Raw genomic sequence first — 15,905 nt, 5'->3', positions numbered from 1 at the left:
AGCCAAGCCCGATCTGAACTCGACTGTATTTGGCCCTTAGTTCAAAAGGTTGTTCTTGTTGACATTGACGGCGACATCCAAGCCTATGTCGAGGACCGGCGCGCTATGCGTGATCCAACCGACCGAAATCAAGTCGACTCCGGTCGCGGCAATCGCTGGTGCGGTCTGCACGGTTACCCCACCGGACGCCTCGGTGATTGCGCGGCCGCCGACCATCGCTACTGCCTGGGTCAGCTGCTCGACAGACATATTGTCCAGCAGCACCGCGTCAACCCCTGTCGCCAGCGCGATATCGAGCTGTTCAAGCGTGTCGACCTCGACCTCGATCTTTACCATGTGACCTGCGGTCGCCCGCGCTCGCTCTATCGCCGTGCGGACATCGCCGACGGTGGCAATGTGGTTGTCCTTAATGAGCATGGCGTCATCGAGCCCGAAGCGGTGGTTGGCGCCACCGCCGGCGCGCACCGCGTACTTTTCCAGCGCGCGCAGGCCGGGCGTTGTCTTTCGCGTGCACACGATCTTTGCTTTCTGCCCGCGCACCGCTTCGACGATTTCGGCTGTTGCCGTTGCAATGCCGCTGAGATGGCACAGGAAATTGAGCGCTGTGCGCTCGGCCGCGAGCATCCCGCGCGCCGGTCCACTCACCGTTGCGATGGTTTCGCCCGCCATGACCTTGCTCCCGTCGCAGCGCGCGAAACGCATGTCGATCGATTGATCTACAAGCAGGAAAGCGTAAGCCACGAGATCAAGGCCGGCCAGAACGCCGGACTGTCGTGTCCTGAAGGCGAAAGTGGACTTGTGGTCGAGGGGTACAATCGCATCGCTCGTAAGATCGCCGGCTTTGCCCAAGTCCTCCAGAAGAGCGCTGCGCACGATCGGTTCGATCGCGATCCCGGTCAGTGGTGGAAGTGATGTCATGAGGCACTCCGTTCGGCGAGCCGCGGGCTAAGCGTGGCCGCAAATTTCGTTGCTGTCGCAAGCGTCAAGCGGGAAGATCGGGTGTCCGCGTTGCGTGTGGGGAAATCCGAGCGGTAATGAGCTCCTCGGCTTTCTTCACGCCGAAGTGCGGCAACCGCGATCATCAGCGCGACCAAAGCAGGATCTGAGGCGGCCGAGTTGCCAGCCGCTATTGGCAGCAGCGCTGACACCGTTTCGGCTAACAACTCGCCGTGCCGGATGACACCGAGGCTCTCCGAGACCACCTGTCTAATGGAGGAGGGGTCGGGCGGCGGTGGCACGGTCGTAACAAGCATTGGCCACTGCCAGCCGGCAGGAGCAGCCGCCACTGTTTCGGCGACCCAGAGGGCGGTTGCCACCGCTTCAGTCAGCGAGTTGCTGGCCAGCCGATTGGCGCCGTGGAAACCCGTACATGCAACCTCGCCGCATGCCCATAGGCCGCTCACCGAGCTGCGGCCTTCGGCATCAACGGCCACGCCGCCCATGTGATAGTGGACTGCCGGACGTACCGGGATTGGTTCGACAGCAGGATCGATTCCCACCTCTTGGCATAGACGGGTGATACTGGGAAAGCGCTTGGGAAGGGTCGGACCGAGACAATGCCGGGCATCAAGAAACACCCGACTTCCCTTCGCAAGCTGTTGCCATATGGCCCGCGTCACGACATCGCGCGATGCGAGTTCGCCGCCAGGCGTATCGGCAAGGAAGCGCTGACCGTGTTCATTGACCAGTACCGCCCCCTCGCCGCGGACGGCTTCACTTATCAGAGGCATCGGCCGCCGTGAGATGTCGAGCGCGGTCGGATGGAACTGGACAAATTCGAGGTCCGCCAGTTCTGCACCGGCACAGGCAGCGAGCGCCAAGCCATGGCCGAAGGAGCCGGTCGGATTTGTCGTGTCCCTGAACAGGGCGCCGATGCCGCCGGTCGCAAGCACCACGCGACGCGTCGGAAATATTACCGCACCCGCGTTAGCGACCGCGAGCACACCGGCGATTGCACCATTTTCGACGAGAAGCCGGCGCGCGTCCATGCCCTCAAGGATTGTGATCGAAGGGGTACGCCGCGCGACAGTGGCGAGCGCCCGGACAAGCTCGCGGCCAGTGGCGTCCCCGGCCGCGTGGACAATCCGGCGGCGGGAATGCGCCGCCTCGAGCCCAAGCCGCAGCGCCCCGTCCGATGTGCGATCGAAGGCGACGCCCAGATGGACCAGATTGCCGATGGCTCGGTATGTCCCCTCGACCACCCTCCTGGCCATGGCTTCGTCGCAAAGCCCGTCGCCGGCAGCAAGTGTGTCGGCAAGATGCAGCTCCGGACTATCATCGCCGCCTACACTCGCGGCCAGCCCGCCTTGGGCAAGTGCGCTGGAAGCTTCGCTTCCCAGTGGCGTCCGGGAAAGAAGGACCACCGGTTGCGGCGCCAGATGAAGCGCGCACATCAGGCCGGCAATGCCGGCGCCGACGATGACCGGCGCACCGCCGATGTCGCGGATATGCTGGGTCATACGACGAGCATCCGCTCCACCACGCGGCGCGCCCGGTCAGTGACGTCAGGATCGATGGTGACGACATAGCGGTCTTGTTCGAGTGCAGCGCGGATGTTGGCGAGCGTGATGCGCTTCATGTGCGGGCAGAGATTGCACGGCCGCACGAACTCGACTTCGGGGTGCTCGACGGCGACGTTGTCGCTCATCGAACATTCGGTCATCAGTACGACCCGCGCGGGCTTGTGCCGTCCGACATAGTCGGACATCGCCGCGGTCGAGCCGGCGAAATCCGCGACCGCCACAACCTCGGGCGGACACTCCGGATGGGCAAGCACGGTGACGCCAGGATAGGCATCGCGCAGTTCGCGAATGTCGGCTGGGCCAAAACGCTCATGCACCTCGCAGTGTCCCTGCCAGGCGATTATCTCGACCTCCGTCTGCGCCGCGATATTCCCGGCCAGATATTCGTCGGGCAGCATGATGACGCGCGGCGCACCCAGCGATTCCACAACTGCCAGCGCATTGCCGGAGGTGCAGCAAATGTCAGATTCGGCCTTCACGGCAGCGGATGTGTTCACGTAGGTGACGACCGGCACGCCAGGATAGCGCTGCCGCATGAGCCGAACGTCGTCAGCTGTGATCGAGTCGGCCAGCGAGCACCCGGCGCCGAGATCGGGAATAAGGACTGTCTTGTCCGGATTGAGGAGCTTGGCCGTCTCGGCCATGAAATGCACGCCGGCGAGCACGATGACATCCGCATCGACCGTCATGGCTTTGCGCGCAAGAGCCAGGCTGTCGCCGACAATGTCGGCCACGCAGTGGAAGATCTCAGGCGTCTGGTAGTTATGAGCCAGAATGACTGCGTTGCGCTCGCGCTTAAGCGCCAGGATAGCCTCTACGTCATGGCTGAAGGCTGCCCATTCCGCTGGCGGAATGACGCGCCAGACGCGCCGATACAAAGACGCGGCTGAAGGCAACGCCCCGCTCATGGCCCCTCCAATTATAATCTATTTGACTATAAGGGGCATATATCCCGGTTGACTATAAGCATGTCAACCCCGGGCGAGCGGCAATTTTGTGCCCGCCGCGGCTGTCTCGTCCAGGACGGCATGGCGGAATCGATAGAGCTTGGCGGGCCGTCCACCCGTGTCCACAGACGTCTCGCCCGTCTCCTCGACCAGCTCCTGCTGTTCAATCAGCCGGCGGAAATTGGGCTTGTTGATGAGCCGACCGGCCAAGGCTTCCACGGCTCGTTGTAACTGTAGCAGCGTGAAGACAGGTGGCATCAGCTCGAAGACGACCGGCCGATATTTGATCTTCGAGCGCAAGCGGGCAATGCCTGTCGCCAGGATGCGGCGGTGGTCGGCAATCATGGCAATCCCGAGGATTGCGGCAAAAGCGCTCGAACGTCCATCGCGGGTCGCCTCTGCCACCAGGCCAGCTTCGTAAAGCAATTCGTAGCGCTGAAGCGCCAGCTCTTCGTTCCAGGAGTAGTTTTCGAAGCCGAAGGCAATGGCCGCCCGCCTTTGTCGCTCGCGGCGCGTGGAGGCCTCCTCGGCGTCGGCCGCCCAGGCAAGCAGACGAGGCTTCACGATATCTGCCAGCACCTTCGGCGTGCCGGCGCGATGATCCTCCCACGGAAAATATTCGTACCAGCTGCGCCACCCGCGGCCGGACGAGCCGGCGGCCCGTTCTTTTTGGGTCAAAGCCAGATAGCTGATCGAAATAACGCGCTGCTGATGCCCGTCATCAATGCGGTCGCGATCCGCGAATGTATAGAGTTGCTCGATGTAGCCAAGCGGATGGCCGGTCTGCTCCTCGACCCATGCCCTCAACCCGGACTGCAGCGATCGATGCTCAAGCGCGAACGGCCCCGACGGCAGGGAACGCGCTTGCCCGATAGTGAGCGCGGCCGGTTCGCCGTCATTGACGGCTACAACCACGGCAATCAGCTCCGCCTCGACTTCTTTAGCCTTAGCGGGGGCGCTAGCGTTGCGTGTTCCTTTTGCCCGGACGTCCATGATGCCTGAATAGGTTGGGCAGAGCTTCCAGTGCGAAGCATCTCAATCGATTTAAGCAGCGTGGAGTAGCACATTTTGGGTGTCAACACGGCACGCTCCGTCATCAGCTTAGCCTTTCGATCTATACAAAATTGTGCCAAATGCGACGCCAGCGGGCATGACGCTAGGGAAGCAAATTCAAAGTCGGGCCATGAGATCGAAACGCTGCAAGGCGGTGGCCGTCGATGTTCTATGAAAGCTCGCTTGTCCCTTAAGGGTCATCACTTATGGATGGACCATTGCCAGCCCCGGCGTCCCGGCCAACCCTCGGCCGAGCGAGTCCAAAAAGGAGGATTTGAGCGCATTGGCCACCAAAGCGGCTGTGCGGCCACCTGTGCCGGCGCTATGCAGCTGTTTCACTGATCGGCTCTGGGTAGGTGCCTTGCGTGATGCTTGAGGGATTCGATCATTGTTTTGACCGACGGCCGCCGGTTCTCTCCATTTCGGATTGCGAGCAGGATTCCGCGTCCCAGGGGTGGCGACAGCGGGACAGCGGCGAGCCCGCTATGATTAACGAGCGTGCGAATCTGGGGAACGACCGCAATAGCGCACCCGTGAGCGACCATTGCCCAAGTGACGTCAGTTTCATCAAATCTAGCAACAATGCGTGGCTGGAATCCTTTCTCGTTACACATTGCGAGCAAGGCATCGGAGAAGGTGTTTGGACGCGTGTCGATAGCCCAACACTCGTCCTTCAGATCATAAATGCTAATGGCCCTTTTCTGAGCTAACGCATGGTCGCGCCTGACGATGGCGACCAACTGATCTTGATAGATTGGAAAAGTCTCCAGGTTCGGTGCGTCCTTGGACTGTTTCAGGGTTATGTCGTCGACGACCGCTATGTCACATTGCCAACTGCGCAACGCGGCTAATGCGGCCAATGGCTCCAATTCAATGGCGGAGACGACTAACGCGGGGTACTCGAGTTGCATTTGCCTGATCGCCGGTGGCAGCAAACTGGCGCCGATCGAAGGGAAGGACGCAATCGACAATTGACCAGCCACCTGCGCCCTGATGGCGGCGAGATCGGTTTTCGCCTCTTCCATGACAGCCAGTATGCGTTCGGCATGCTGGACCAGCACGTTTCCCGCGGGCGTGATTGACACCCCTCGGCCCCGCCTCTCGACCAGCGCTGCGCCGACCTCTTCCTCTAGTAACGAAATCTGCTGCGAGACCGCCGACGGTGATATCCGAAGGATCTCGGAAACAGCCGCCATCGTCCCTCGGACAGCCAGCTCGCGCAGCGTCTTCAATCTCTGAATGTCCATGAAGTTGCTCAAGCCGTTCTCCGTAGAATCGTCACTTTTTCTAATCAAATGCCTAAAATCATTTAACTAGACTGAAGTGTCGGTGTCAAACTAGGATCGGTTCGTCGGCTGCCGAGCGCACATAAAAATTTCGTCAGCGCAGCTCCGATCGATCGCAAAGGGGAACTCGATGAAACTTCTCATTTCCGCTGCACTCGCAGCGTTCGCGACCGTAGCCTCCCTACCTTCGCAGGCGGGGGTGCTGGATACGGTAAAGCAACGGGGAACGCTCAATTGTGGCACCGACAACACGGCGCCTGGTTTCGGCTATCTCAATACCAAGACCGGCAAGATGGAAGGTTTGGACGTAGACTTCTGTCGCGCTGTGGCTGCCGGCGTCCTCGGCGACGCCAACAAGGTCAATTTTGTGACTGTCACGGACAAAAGCCGGTTCACGGCGCTGCAGACGGGACAAGTCGACGTTGTGTTTGCCCACACAACGGTCTACCCCGTCCGGGAATCGGCGATTGCCATCGATTTCCTGCCAATGAATTTCTGGGACGGCGGCGGCATCATGGTGAAAGCCTCATCGAAGGTGGCGAAAATCGACGATCTCGCAGGTGCCAGCTTCTGCACGACGCAAGGGTCCGCCACCGAGGCGATCATCGCCGACCTTCTGAAGAAGAAGGGCTGGAAGAGTCAGGTGCTGACCTACGAGAATCTCGAGAAGCTGTTCGGCGCCCTCAGCAGCGGGCGGTGTGACGCCATGGTGACCGACAAGTCGGCGCTGGCCTCGTGGCGCGGCAACTCGAACAAACCCGACGACTTTGTCATCCTCCCAGATATCCTGGCGAAATCGCCCTTTGCCGGCTTTGTGGTCGCTAACGATTCGCGCTGGAGGAATGCCCTGCGCTGGATAGTCTTCGCGACGATTGAAGCCGAAGATGTTGGCATCACATCCGACAAGGTCGACACAGAGGCCAAGTCGGCCGACCCAGGCATCCAGAAGTTCCTCGGTGTGAACGGAACGATCGGCGCCGACTTCGGTCTGCCGGCGGATTTCGTTGCCCAAGTCCTCAAGCAGGTCGGAAACTACGGCGAGATCTATGATCGCAACCTGGGCCCGAAAACGCCCAACTATCTCGACCGCAAGGGCACGCCAAATGCGCTCTCGCGTGACGGCGGGGCGATGATCTCGCCGCCGTGGTGGTGAAGTCGATGAGCGGCCCGGCAGGGCTGGGCCGCTCCATTCCCTTGACCTTTTCCGCTCGAAGGCTTCCGATGGATACGATGGTGCATCGTGCGGTTTCCGAAAGACCGGAACGACGCGCACTTAAGGCACGTGCGTTTCGTAGAAATCTTGTGCAGGCCGCGATCATTGCTGCGGTTGCGGCCTTGATGATCGGCTTGGGTTACGCAATCCGGTCCAGCCTGGCCGCAAGAGGAATTGCCTTCAGTTTCGGCTATCTCGCCTCGGGCGCCGGATTCGAGATCAGTGAAGGTTACGCCGTTGCCATAAGCACGCCTCTCGGCCTCGTGCCGTTCTCCTCTGGCATGACCAACGCGCAGGCGCTCACAGTTGGCCTTTTCAATACCTTGAAAGTCGCCATTTTGGCGATCGTGGTAGCTACCGCGCTCGGAACGCTGCTCGGTGTGGGACGTTTGTCGACGAATTGGCTGGTAAGGCAGCTCTGTTTCTATTTCGTCGAGTTCGTCAGGAACACCCCGCTGCTCATACAACTGACATTCTGGTACATCGCTGTCGTCCTGCAGTTTCCTCCAATTTCCGCTGCGGCCGGGTTTCCGGGAGTGATATTAAGCCAGCAAGGTATCTGGCTGCCCTCGATCGCAGCGACAGATACGGCCACGGGACCCGGGATCATCATCTTTCTTCTGGCTCTGGTGCTCGGCGTCCTGTCCGCTTTCATTTCCGGGGGCAAACGACGCTGGGTGATTGTCGGCTTGTCGGCCATCCTGCTGCTGGGTGCCGTGATTGTTGGGGGTTTCCCATTCACCATCGACATCCCCGAAGCCGGCCGCTTCCGGGCGAGCGGCGGCACGATGCTTTCACCTGAGTTCACGGCGATTCTGATCGGTATTGTCGTCAACAGCTCAGCATATCTTGGCGAGATTGTGCGCGGCGCTATTGAAAGCCTGCCGCGCGGGCAATGGGAGGCGGCGCGCTCGCTCGGGCTCGCCAGGAACGACATCATAAAGGACATCGTCCTTCCCCAGGTGTTTCGCGTGATCCTCCCATCGTTTGGAAACCAATATATCGGTCTTGCCAAGAACACCTCTCTTGGGATCGCGATCGGATTTCCGGACTTGTTCAACGTCTACGGCACGGTGGCCAATCAAACTGGCCGAAGCCTCGAAGGCATAATCGTCGTTACGCTCATCTATCTTCTGATCAGCCTTGGGATAAGCGCGACCATCAATCGGCTCAATGCCAGGATACAGATCCCGGGGGCTCGCTGATGGGTATCGAAAACGCGGTCAAGCGTCTGAAGGTCAATCTCTTCGCCACCCCCTTCGATACGCTTCTCACGGCACTGGTGGTGCCCACGCTTTTTTGGGGCATCTGGACATTTTGCGCGTGGCTTCTCGCGGTCGCCCAGTGGCACGTCATTGGGCAGAGCGCAAAGGTTCTGATGGTCGGAGTATTCCCGGCCGCGGAGCTGTGGCGCGTATGGGTTGCCGCCTTCCTGTTCGCCGTCGCGATGGGCCTTTTGGTGTCGTCCATCATACCCATGAGGGGATTGCGTGCCGCTAGCACCGTCATTGGGATCCTGGCCGTGACTGCGCTGGCGTTGCAGGTGTCTTGGTCCGCGGGCATCAACACCTTCCTCGTTGGCAGCTCACTTGAATGTGCATGGCTTTTAGGACAAACCCTCCCGCGTGTGCGCAAGCTGGCCGGCGGCCTCTCGTTGGGCGCACTGGGGCTCGCGCTCTACCTTCTTGTGCCGGCGGGGCCGGCGACATGGGGCGGCTTTCTGCTGTCGGTGCTGCTTACCGCCATTTCCGCGGCGCTGACCATACCGATCGGAGCTGCCCTGGCGTTTGGTCGTCAAAGCAAGATCGGAAGTATTAGGATCCTCTGCACTGCATACATCGAGTTCATGCGGGCCGTTCCGCTCATTCTGGTGGTCTATTTCATCTGGATCGCATTTCCTCTCCTTCTCCCCTCCGTGCCGGTCCCAGATGTCCTGCGGGGACTGATCGGCTTCGTGATTTTCTATTCCGCGTTCGCGGCCGAATATATCCGCAGCGGCTTGCAGGCGGTCCCCCGCGGGCAGGTCGAGGCCTCCGAGGCCCTTGGACTGAGTTCCTGGGACATCAAAATCCGGATCGTCGGTCCGCAGGCCATGCGTGTGGCCCTCCCTGGCATGGTTGGCAACGTCCTTGACATCTTCAACTACGCCCCCCTTGTTTTCATCATTGGCCTTGCAGATTTTCTACGTGTCGGACAAATGATATTGGCTGACCCTCAGAACAGCGACAAAGTCTACGAGGTGTATACATTCTTGTTCATTGTCTGCTTTCTCGTTGGCAGCGCAGTTACCTATTTCGCCAGACACTTGGAAGCGCACCTTTCTAAGGGAATCTCAAATGAAGGCCGATAGCACAGCGGCGAAGGGCACCGAGATCGTCAAATTCGATCAGCTGAACAAGTACTATGGACATTTCCATGTGCTGAAGGAGGTGAGCTTATCTGTTGCCAGGGGGGAAGTCATGGTCGTCATCGGCCCAAGCGGTTCGGGCAAGTCGACTCTGATCCGTTGTGTGAATGGCCTGGAACAATATCAGGACGGTAGCCTGATCGTAGACGGTTACCGAATGCCCGTTGAGGAAGAAAGGGCGGTTGGAGACGACAAGAACCTCCAACAGATTCGGAAGGGCGTTGGCATGGTCTTCCAGCAATTCAACCTGTTTCCCCATATGACCGTGCTGGAAAACGTAGCGCTGGCGCCAATCCGAGTGCGAAAGCTCTCCAAGGACGCCGCGTACGCAAACGCACGGCGTTTGCTCGATCGTGTCGGTCTATCAGACCAAGCCCATAAGTATCCTGCCGCACTTTCAGGTGGCCAGCAACAGCGCGTCGCCATCGCCCGCTCATTGGCAATGGATCCCCATGTGATGCTTTTTGACGAGCCGACGTCCGCGCTTGATCCTGAGATGGTCGGAGAGGTTCTGGACGTTATGCGCGAGTTGGCGGTCGACGGAATGACCATGATGATCGTCACGCATGAAATGGGCTTCGCCCGTGAAGTCGCCGACAGGGTCGTCTACATCGATGGCGGCAGAATTGCGGAGATCGGGTATCCCGAGACTTTCTTCCAGAATCCTCAGCATGACCGGGCCAGGGCGTTCCTTTCTCGTGTCCTGAAACACTAGTCAGTGCCAGCAATGTCCATTCAAATTGAACGTCTTTATCCCTCCCAGACGACCCATCGCGATCGCTTGTTGCGGGCTGCCGTGCAGCTCTTTCGGCACGAGCCAAATCTTCTGGAAGCCTTCTCATATGATCCGAGGGGCCTCGAGGATGACGCCGCCCTCCTTGCGCATGTGCTTGCGGGGTGCATCCCACCGGGAGGTGGCCGGCAGGTGGTCTTCGCCGCCGCGCGTGACGTTTTCTCTCACGATGAGCGCGCCTTCGAGGACGCGGTTTCTGACATCTATGCCACCGCCAACAAGGACCTTGATCCGGGTGGAGAGATCGCAACGCTCCATTTTGCCAACGGTTTGCATGTCTTGCTGTCCTACAGGGTGTGCCGCTCACTGCATCGCGCCAAGCGGATATCGTTGGCGCTTGCCGTGAAGGGCCATACGGGCCGTGCTTTTGGCTGTGACATCAGGCCCGAGGCGGAATTCGGTCGAGGGTTGTGGTTCGATCACGGTCTGGGCATCGTCATCGGCCAAACTGCTGTCATCGAGGATGACGTTTCCATCTGGCACGGCGTAACTCTGGGCAGCAACTTCAGGGGCCGAGAGGGCAAGCGTCATCCGACCGTGAAGCGAGGCGCTGTCATTGGTGCCGGCGCCAGCATTTTGGGCGACATCACCATAGGGGAGGGCGCTGTGGTGGCGGCAGGGGCCGTGGTCACCAAGGATGTCCCGGCCGGTCAAACCGCGGCAGGCGTCCCGGCCCAATTGAAGTCGCGCTCGCCACATTCATTTTCAGGCTTCAGCCTCGGCCCAGGAGACCATCCATGACCAACGTCCTGGGGATCGACCATCCGATCGTCTGCGTTCAAGACCTGTCATCGCTGCGTGATACATACGGCGCCCTTGGCTTCAACGTCACGCCAATCGGCAAGCATCCCTGGGGTACTTCGACCTGCGCAATGTTGTTCAAAAACTCTCTTCTGGAGTTGATGAGCATCTATGACACGGCTCTGCTCGACAGCTACCCTGCCGGGGACTTCCGGTTCGGCCGCTTCATCGCCAACTCAATCAAGGAGCGGGACGGAATTGCGTTGACAGCGTTGTACAGCGACGACGCCGAGCGCGACGAGCAAACCGTTCTCAGCCGCGGCGGGGTCTGCCAAGGGACGATCGAATTCGGACGCGATGTCGTCCTGGCGGACGGCACCAACGACCGCACAAAGACAACCCTGAAGATATTTGCCTCACGCGATTACCCGCGACTGTCCAATTTCGGCTGCCGGCAGCACAAGCGCAACCTTATCGAGTTTCCACAATGGATGGACCATGCGAATTCTGCGTACGGCTTCCTCTCGGTCTGCATCCTTGCTGAGCGGCATCATCAGGATGGAGTGAAGCGCTGGCTAGGCACGCTCCACGGAACAGATCGCATCCTGCCAATCGACGGCGGATTTGAAGTGCCCACCGGCAATGGCAAATTCCTGGTCCTGGATCGCAACGGTGCAGCCAAGCGCTATGGAGACTTGCCGGCCTCGATTGCGGCTCCGGCCGAACCATATGAATTCGCGGTGGACCTGAAAGTTCGATCTCGAGCAAAACTGTTTGATCAGCTTGCCAAAAGTGAGCTCGTGCCACGAGAGGTCAACGGTATGATTCTCTTGCCGCAAGCCGACCGCTTGGGCGGCGTTATGCTGTCGTTTAGCGAGGCTTGACCGAGCAACCCGCCGCCCTGTGTGCGCTGTTCCCCCGGCCTAGGCTTTTCGCCGCAGGTCGTCGCTCGAGATAAAGCGCCAAGTTGCCGTTCTCGACCTCGAGATCGACGAAGACAAGCTCGGGGCCTACGACACGGATGGTCGCCGCCAAATTCCACCATTGCGGGCCGATGGCGGTTACGCTGCGCCCCTTGTTCGCCACGCCTTGTGTGCAGAGGATCAGCGGTCCGCCTAAGTCCCGTGATAATTGCGGGCGACTAAAGCACGTCGCCTTTTAAAGGATTCGGGGATTCCCTGATTGACGGTTTGATGATTCATTGCGGTGGAAGGGAGAACCGTGATGGGCAAGCCGTTAGCGATGGCGTTGCGTAAGCGTGTTGCGGCGTTTGTGGATGAGGGCAACAGCAACCGTGAGGCGTCGCGTCATTTCCGGGTTTCGCCGAAGTTCGTGAAAGATCTGATGAAGCTGCGCGCCGAGAGGGGTTCGCTTGAGCCGCGCCGGCAAGGCCATGGCACGGGGGGCGGCAAGCTGGCCGCTCACGCCGACTTCGTGCGCCAGCGGATGGCCGAGAATGGCGATCTGACGCTCGACGAGCTGTGCGTGGAACTGGATGGGCGCGGCGTTACGGTGCACCGGTCGAATGTCGCGCGTTTGCTTCACCGGCTGTGCCTCAGTCACAAAAAAAGACACTCCGGGCGAGCGAGCAGGAGCGTCCCGACATCCGGCAGGCGCGCGAGCATTGGAGGTGGCGGCGCAAACCGTTCTTCGACAAGGCCTTGACGCGCCTCGTCTTCATTGACGAGACCTCGACCAACACACGGCTGACCAAGCGAACCGGCTGGGCGCCCAAGAGCGAACGCTACCGAACATCAGCACCATTCGGCGGCCGGAAGACGCAGACCTTCATCGCCGGCTTGAGATGCCATGCCATGATCGCGCCTTGGATCGTCGATGCGCCGATGAACAGGGCGCGTTTCGAACTCTATGTCGAGACCCAGCTCGCACCCGAACTCAAGCCGGGCGACGTCGTCATCCTCGACAATGTCGCCTTCCACAAGAGCGAGCGGGGCGGCCGAACTGGTGCGCCAGCGCGGTGCCTGGCTGCTGCCGCTGCCGGCCTAATCGCCAGATCTCAATCCAATCGAAATGGCCTTCTCGAAGCTCAAGGCGCTGCTCAGAAAGAAGGCCGCACGATCCTTCGACGCTTTATGCAACGCGCTCAAGGACATATGCGACCTGTTCGACCCAATATAGTGCAGAGACTTCTTCAAAGCTGCCGGATATGAGGCCAATTAAACGCGACCTGCTTTAGGCGATTTTTTCGGCTGAGACGGTCCTGCGGTGAGCCAGTCAAGGGAGGATATCCCTGATTGGCATGTAAGCGCGTCAGTTCCGCGCAAGGCGTCTACCGCTGCGCCAACTATCTGATCGCCGGCGTTGGCTCACCGGACCCAAACAGGTGCAACGCCGTCGTCTCAACCCACTCCGCAGCGCTCGGATTTGCGAATTTGAAGGTCGGTTACCTCGTTCCGCGATCCTCTGATGAAGTCTGCCTTTTGCGATCTAGAATGGATACCGGGTGCCGGTTTCCGGCGAGGTCTCCGCTGTTTCCACCCAGACGCTCTTGGTTTGAGTATATTGCATGAGCCCTTCGTAGCCACTAGAACGGCCATATCCGCTGTTCTTGAACCCGCCGAAGGGTGTCATGACACTGATCGAACGATAACCGTTGATCCAGAAAGTGCCGGCCTGGATCTTGCTGGCGACGCGATGGGCGCGACCAACGTTCTGCGTCCAGACTCCTCCCGCCAAACCGTAGTGTGAAGCGTTGGCGATCGCGATCGCTTCTTCTTCCTCTTCGAACGGCGTAATGCCGAGAACAGGCCCGAAAACCTCCTCGTGGCCGACTTCGATCTGATCGTTGAGGCCGCTAATCAGGGTCGGAGCGTAGTACATACCGCCTGGCTGGTTCACCAATGCCAGCTCAGAGCCTCCGGCGAGCACTTCTGCACCTGCCGTCTTGGCCTCGTCGACCATGCGCTTGATCTGATTTAGCTGCGTCTTGTTGTTAATCGGCCCGACAAGAGTTCGCTGGTCGAGCGGGTGTCCCACGGGAATCTGCGGGGTGACTTCGGCTAGGTGGCCCACAATCTTGTCGTAGACGCGCCTTTGAACCAGCAAACGCGAGCCAGCCGTGCATGCCTGGCCTGCATTCTGGAATATGGCACGTTGCGCGCCTAACACCGCAATCCTGGAATCCGCATCGTCGAAGACAATGTTCGCGGACTTTCCGCCCAGCTCCAAAATGCATGGTATGATACGTTTAGCCGCCAATGAGGCGATGATGCTGCCGGTTCTGGTGGATCCGACGAAAACAACCATGCGGGTGTTCTGATCAAGAATCGCTGGTGCCGCCGTGCTTTCACCAAGACCGGCCAGAACGTTGACCAGGCCGCGTGGGAGACCACCCTCTTCCAAAAGCCTTGCCAGGATAATGGAGGTGGCTGGCGTCAGCTCGGACGGCTTGAGAACAACCGAATTTCCAGACGCTAGTGCGGGGGCAATCTGCCAGCCTCCGGTCGAAAGCGGTGCGTTCCAAGGCGTCATTTGAACCACGACGCCATATGGGGCCCTGATTACATAGTTGAGTTGAGTCGTTGGTACCGGAATGACTGTGCCTTCCAGCTTGTCGCACCATCCTGCGAAGTACTCAAACATCTGCGCGACGGCTTCGATCTCATTGACCGTGCTTGTAAGCGGTCGGCCGGAGGTCAAAGCTTCGAACTGCGCCACGGCTGCGGCCTTAGTGCGAAGATGCCGCCCGGCTGCATGCATTTTTCGACCGCGATCGCTGGCCGTCATCGCCCACCAGGCCCTCTGAGCACGCGCCGCGGCTTCGCATGCGGCAGCGGCAACTGCAGGCCCCGCGTCCCGATATTTCGCGTACGCAGTTCCCGAAGCCGGCTCGACAAGCTCAATGTAGTTGCCTTTTCCTGGCATGATGTGCCCGTCGACATAGCTTCCGATCTCGAGTCCGGAGCCAAAGAATTCTGTGGTCAGTCTGGCGAACAGATCCTCGTTGAGTGGATCGGCTTTAAAGTCTTCAAGGATTGTCATGACACGAGCTCACTTGGATGGGTGGAATTGTGTGATCTTGTTGAAATCTGCGTCATCGGCCACAGATGGTTTGCTCTGCTCCCAGATTGAAGCCACATCGGTCAGCACGGGCAGGTTTCCCTTTGCACGCAGGAGTTGGTCCGCGAGTGCAACATCTTTGCGCATCAGACGCATGGTGAAACCGGAGTCAAACTTGTCACTCAGGATCCATTTCGGATAGTTCAGTTCGGTCGCGCTATTGCGTGCAGTTCCCGCATTCAGGGCCGAAATCAGATCCGCCGGCGCCAAGCCAAGATATTCGCCAAGCTCCACGATCTCGGAGGCCACGACCATGTTGGCTGCGCCTAGCAGGTTATTGAGCAGCTTAGTCGCATGGCCACTGCCAATCGGCCCCATGTGGACGATCTTGCCAGCAATTCTCGATAGCAAGTCGCGAACTCGATCGAGATGGCTTGCTTGGCCTCCAACCATCATTCCAAGCGTACCGGCTCGGGCGCCAAAGAAGCCACCGCTCACGGGAGCATCGAGCAGATGGATACCCGCCGGCTCGAGCTTTGCAGCCAGCTCCTTTGTGACCAGCGGATCGGAAGTAGTGGTGTCAATGACGAACAGCTCGCGACCGAGATTTTCGTCTGGCAGACCGTCCAAGGTCAACTTGACGTCGTTGGCGGTCGGCAGCGACAGCACCACGACGTCAACCTGCTTGATAACGGCAAGTGAGTCCTGCGCCGTTTGAATGCCCGCTTCTGCGGCCCGATCCAAAGTGGCTTGGCTAACGTCCGTTCCGATGACCGTTAGGCCGGTCTCGGCGAAGCGCTCCGCCATCGCCATTCCCATCCGCCCTAGACCAACAACTCCCACTTGTGACGTCATGCTCGCGATTTCCTATTGAGGTGATTAGGAAAACTACGAGTTGGCGCGTCGCCGACAAGCTCAAAAGC

15 protein-coding genes are annotated in these 15,905 nt (G+C 59.6%); 8 read left to right on the top strand and 7 right to left on the bottom strand.

Translation table 11 applies throughout. The annotated features are described in order from the left end of the window. Positions 1-36: 36 nt before the first annotated feature. The 5 genes from nadC to P9228_RS21840 form a co-directional block, all read right to left on the bottom strand. Complete coding sequence (gene nadC / locus P9228_RS21860; RefSeq protein WP_278055533.1) at positions 37-918, bottom strand: carboxylating nicotinate-nucleotide diphosphorylase; 882 nt, start codon at positions 916-918, stop codon at positions 37-39. Then, positions 915-2,459 carry an L-aspartate oxidase gene (locus P9228_RS21855; RefSeq protein WP_278055532.1) on the bottom strand — a complete coding sequence of 515 codons (1,545 nt, stop codon included), beginning with the start codon at positions 2,457-2,459 and terminating at the stop codon, positions 915-917. Before P9228_RS21855 ends, nadC begins: the two co-directional genes overlap by 4 nt. Continuing rightward, positions 2,456-3,430, bottom strand: a complete 975-nt coding sequence (gene nadA, locus P9228_RS21850; protein ID WP_278055531.1) for a quinolinate synthase NadA — start codon at positions 3,428-3,430, stop codon at positions 2,456-2,458. The genes P9228_RS21855 and nadA overlap by 4 nt, the downstream gene beginning before the upstream one ends. Before the next feature lie 63 nt (positions 3,431-3,493). Next, positions 3,494-4,462, bottom strand: a complete 969-nt coding sequence (locus P9228_RS21845; RefSeq protein WP_278055530.1) for a hypothetical protein — start codon at positions 4,460-4,462, stop codon at positions 3,494-3,496. Positions 4,463-4,857: 395 nt separating this feature from the next. Then, the gene (locus tag P9228_RS21840; protein ID WP_278055529.1) at positions 4,858-5,781 is read right to left on the bottom strand and encodes a LysR substrate-binding domain-containing protein; all 924 of its coding nucleotides are present in this window, start codon (positions 5,779-5,781) and stop codon (positions 4,858-4,860) included. A gap of 157 nt (positions 5,782-5,938) precedes the next feature. On the opposite strand from P9228_RS21840, the gene P9228_RS21835 reads away from it, so the two are divergent. From P9228_RS21835 to P9228_RS21800, 8 genes are all read left to right on the top strand, one after another. Then, a complete protein-coding gene (locus P9228_RS21835; RefSeq protein ID WP_278055528.1) occupies positions 5,939-6,961 on the top strand; it encodes a transporter substrate-binding domain-containing protein in 1,023 nt (340 codons plus the stop codon). Between the two features lie 5 nt (positions 6,962-6,966). Beyond that, on the top strand, positions 6,967-8,226 hold the full coding sequence (locus P9228_RS21830; protein ID WP_278055527.1) for an ABC transporter permease subunit: 1,260 nt from the start codon (positions 6,967-6,969) through the stop codon (positions 8,224-8,226). Beyond that, complete coding sequence (locus tag P9228_RS21825) at positions 8,226-9,371, top strand: amino acid ABC transporter permease (RefSeq protein WP_278055526.1); 1,146 nt, start codon at positions 8,226-8,228, stop codon at positions 9,369-9,371. The genes P9228_RS21830 and P9228_RS21825 overlap by 1 nt, the downstream gene beginning before the upstream one ends. After that, positions 9,358-10,143 carry an amino acid ABC transporter ATP-binding protein gene (locus P9228_RS21820; protein ID WP_278055524.1) on the top strand — a complete coding sequence of 262 codons (786 nt, stop codon included), beginning with the start codon at positions 9,358-9,360 and terminating at the stop codon, positions 10,141-10,143. Before P9228_RS21825 ends, P9228_RS21820 begins: the two co-directional genes overlap by 14 nt. 12 nt (positions 10,144-10,155) lie before the next feature. After that, on the top strand, positions 10,156-10,962 hold the full coding sequence (epsC, locus tag P9228_RS21815; protein WP_278055523.1) for a serine O-acetyltransferase EpsC: 807 nt from the start codon (positions 10,156-10,158) through the stop codon (positions 10,960-10,962). Further along, positions 10,959-11,846: a VOC family protein gene (locus P9228_RS21810; RefSeq protein WP_278055522.1), complete on the top strand. Its 888-nt coding sequence runs from the start codon at positions 10,959-10,961 to the stop codon at positions 11,844-11,846. The genes epsC and P9228_RS21810 overlap by 4 nt, the downstream gene beginning before the upstream one ends. A gap of 340 nt (positions 11,847-12,186) precedes the next feature. Continuing rightward, the gene (locus tag P9228_RS21805) at positions 12,187-12,627 is read left to right on the top strand and encodes a transposase (protein WP_278055521.1); all 441 of its coding nucleotides are present in this window, start codon (positions 12,187-12,189) and stop codon (positions 12,625-12,627) included. Next, positions 12,513-13,133, top strand: a complete 621-nt coding sequence (locus P9228_RS21800; protein ID WP_278055519.1) for a transposase — start codon at positions 12,513-12,515, stop codon at positions 13,131-13,133. Before P9228_RS21805 ends, P9228_RS21800 begins: the two co-directional genes overlap by 115 nt. A 277-nt stretch (positions 13,134-13,410) precedes the next feature. Here P9228_RS21800 and P9228_RS21795 read toward each other — a convergent pair whose 3' ends face one another. Further along, the gene (locus P9228_RS21795) at positions 13,411-14,964 is read right to left on the bottom strand and encodes an aldehyde dehydrogenase family protein (protein ID WP_278055517.1); all 1,554 of its coding nucleotides are present in this window, start codon (positions 14,962-14,964) and stop codon (positions 13,411-13,413) included. 9 nt (positions 14,965-14,973) lie between these two features. Then, a complete protein-coding gene (locus P9228_RS21790) occupies positions 14,974-15,837 on the bottom strand; it encodes an NAD(P)-dependent oxidoreductase (RefSeq protein WP_278055515.1) in 864 nt (287 codons plus the stop codon). Between the last annotated feature and the right edge of the window lie 68 nt (positions 15,838-15,905).

The organism is Mesorhizobium sp. WSM4898, from assembly GCF_029625845.1.
Classification (GTDB): Bacteria; Pseudomonadota; Alphaproteobacteria; order Rhizobiales; family Rhizobiaceae; genus Mesorhizobium.
The sequence above is the reverse complement of the archived record's forward strand: the minus strand, read 5'-3'. Positions and strand labels throughout refer to the sequence as shown.

Bases quoted from the DNA above. Each gene is read 5' to 3' on its own strand.
- nadC (WP_278055533.1), bottom strand. From the start codon at position 918: ATGACATCACTTCCACCACTGACCGGGATCGCGATCGAACCGATCGTG.
- P9228_RS21855 (WP_278055532.1), bottom strand. From the start codon at position 2,459: ATGACCCAGCATATCCGCGACATCGGCGGTGCGCCGGTCATCGTCGGC.
- nadA (WP_278055531.1), bottom strand. From the start codon at position 3,430: ATGAGCGGGGCGTTGCCTTCAGCCGCGTCTTTGTATCGGCGCGTCTGG.
- P9228_RS21845 (WP_278055530.1), bottom strand. From the start codon at position 4,462: ATGGACGTCCGGGCAAAAGGAACACGCAACGCTAGCGCCCCCGCTAAG.
- P9228_RS21835 (WP_278055528.1), top strand. From the start codon at position 5,939: ATGAAACTTCTCATTTCCGCTGCACTCGCAGCGTTCGCGACCGTAGCC.
- P9228_RS21830 (WP_278055527.1), top strand. From the start codon at position 6,967: ATGAGCGGCCCGGCAGGGCTGGGCCGCTCCATTCCCTTGACCTTTTCC.
- P9228_RS21825 (WP_278055526.1), top strand. From the start codon at position 8,226: ATGGGTATCGAAAACGCGGTCAAGCGTCTGAAGGTCAATCTCTTCGCC.
- P9228_RS21820 (WP_278055524.1), top strand. From the start codon at position 9,358: ATGAAGGCCGATAGCACAGCGGCGAAGGGCACCGAGATCGTCAAATTC.
- epsC (WP_278055523.1), top strand. From the start codon at position 10,156: ATGTCCATTCAAATTGAACGTCTTTATCCCTCCCAGACGACCCATCGC.
- P9228_RS21810 (WP_278055522.1), top strand. From the start codon at position 10,959: ATGACCAACGTCCTGGGGATCGACCATCCGATCGTCTGCGTTCAAGAC.
- P9228_RS21805 (WP_278055521.1), top strand. From the start codon at position 12,187: ATGGGCAAGCCGTTAGCGATGGCGTTGCGTAAGCGTGTTGCGGCGTTT.
- P9228_RS21795 (WP_278055517.1), bottom strand. From the start codon at position 14,964: ATGACAATCCTTGAAGACTTTAAAGCCGATCCACTCAACGAGGATCTG.
- P9228_RS21790 (WP_278055515.1), bottom strand. From the start codon at position 15,837: ATGACGTCACAAGTGGGAGTTGTTGGTCTAGGGCGGATGGGAATGGCG.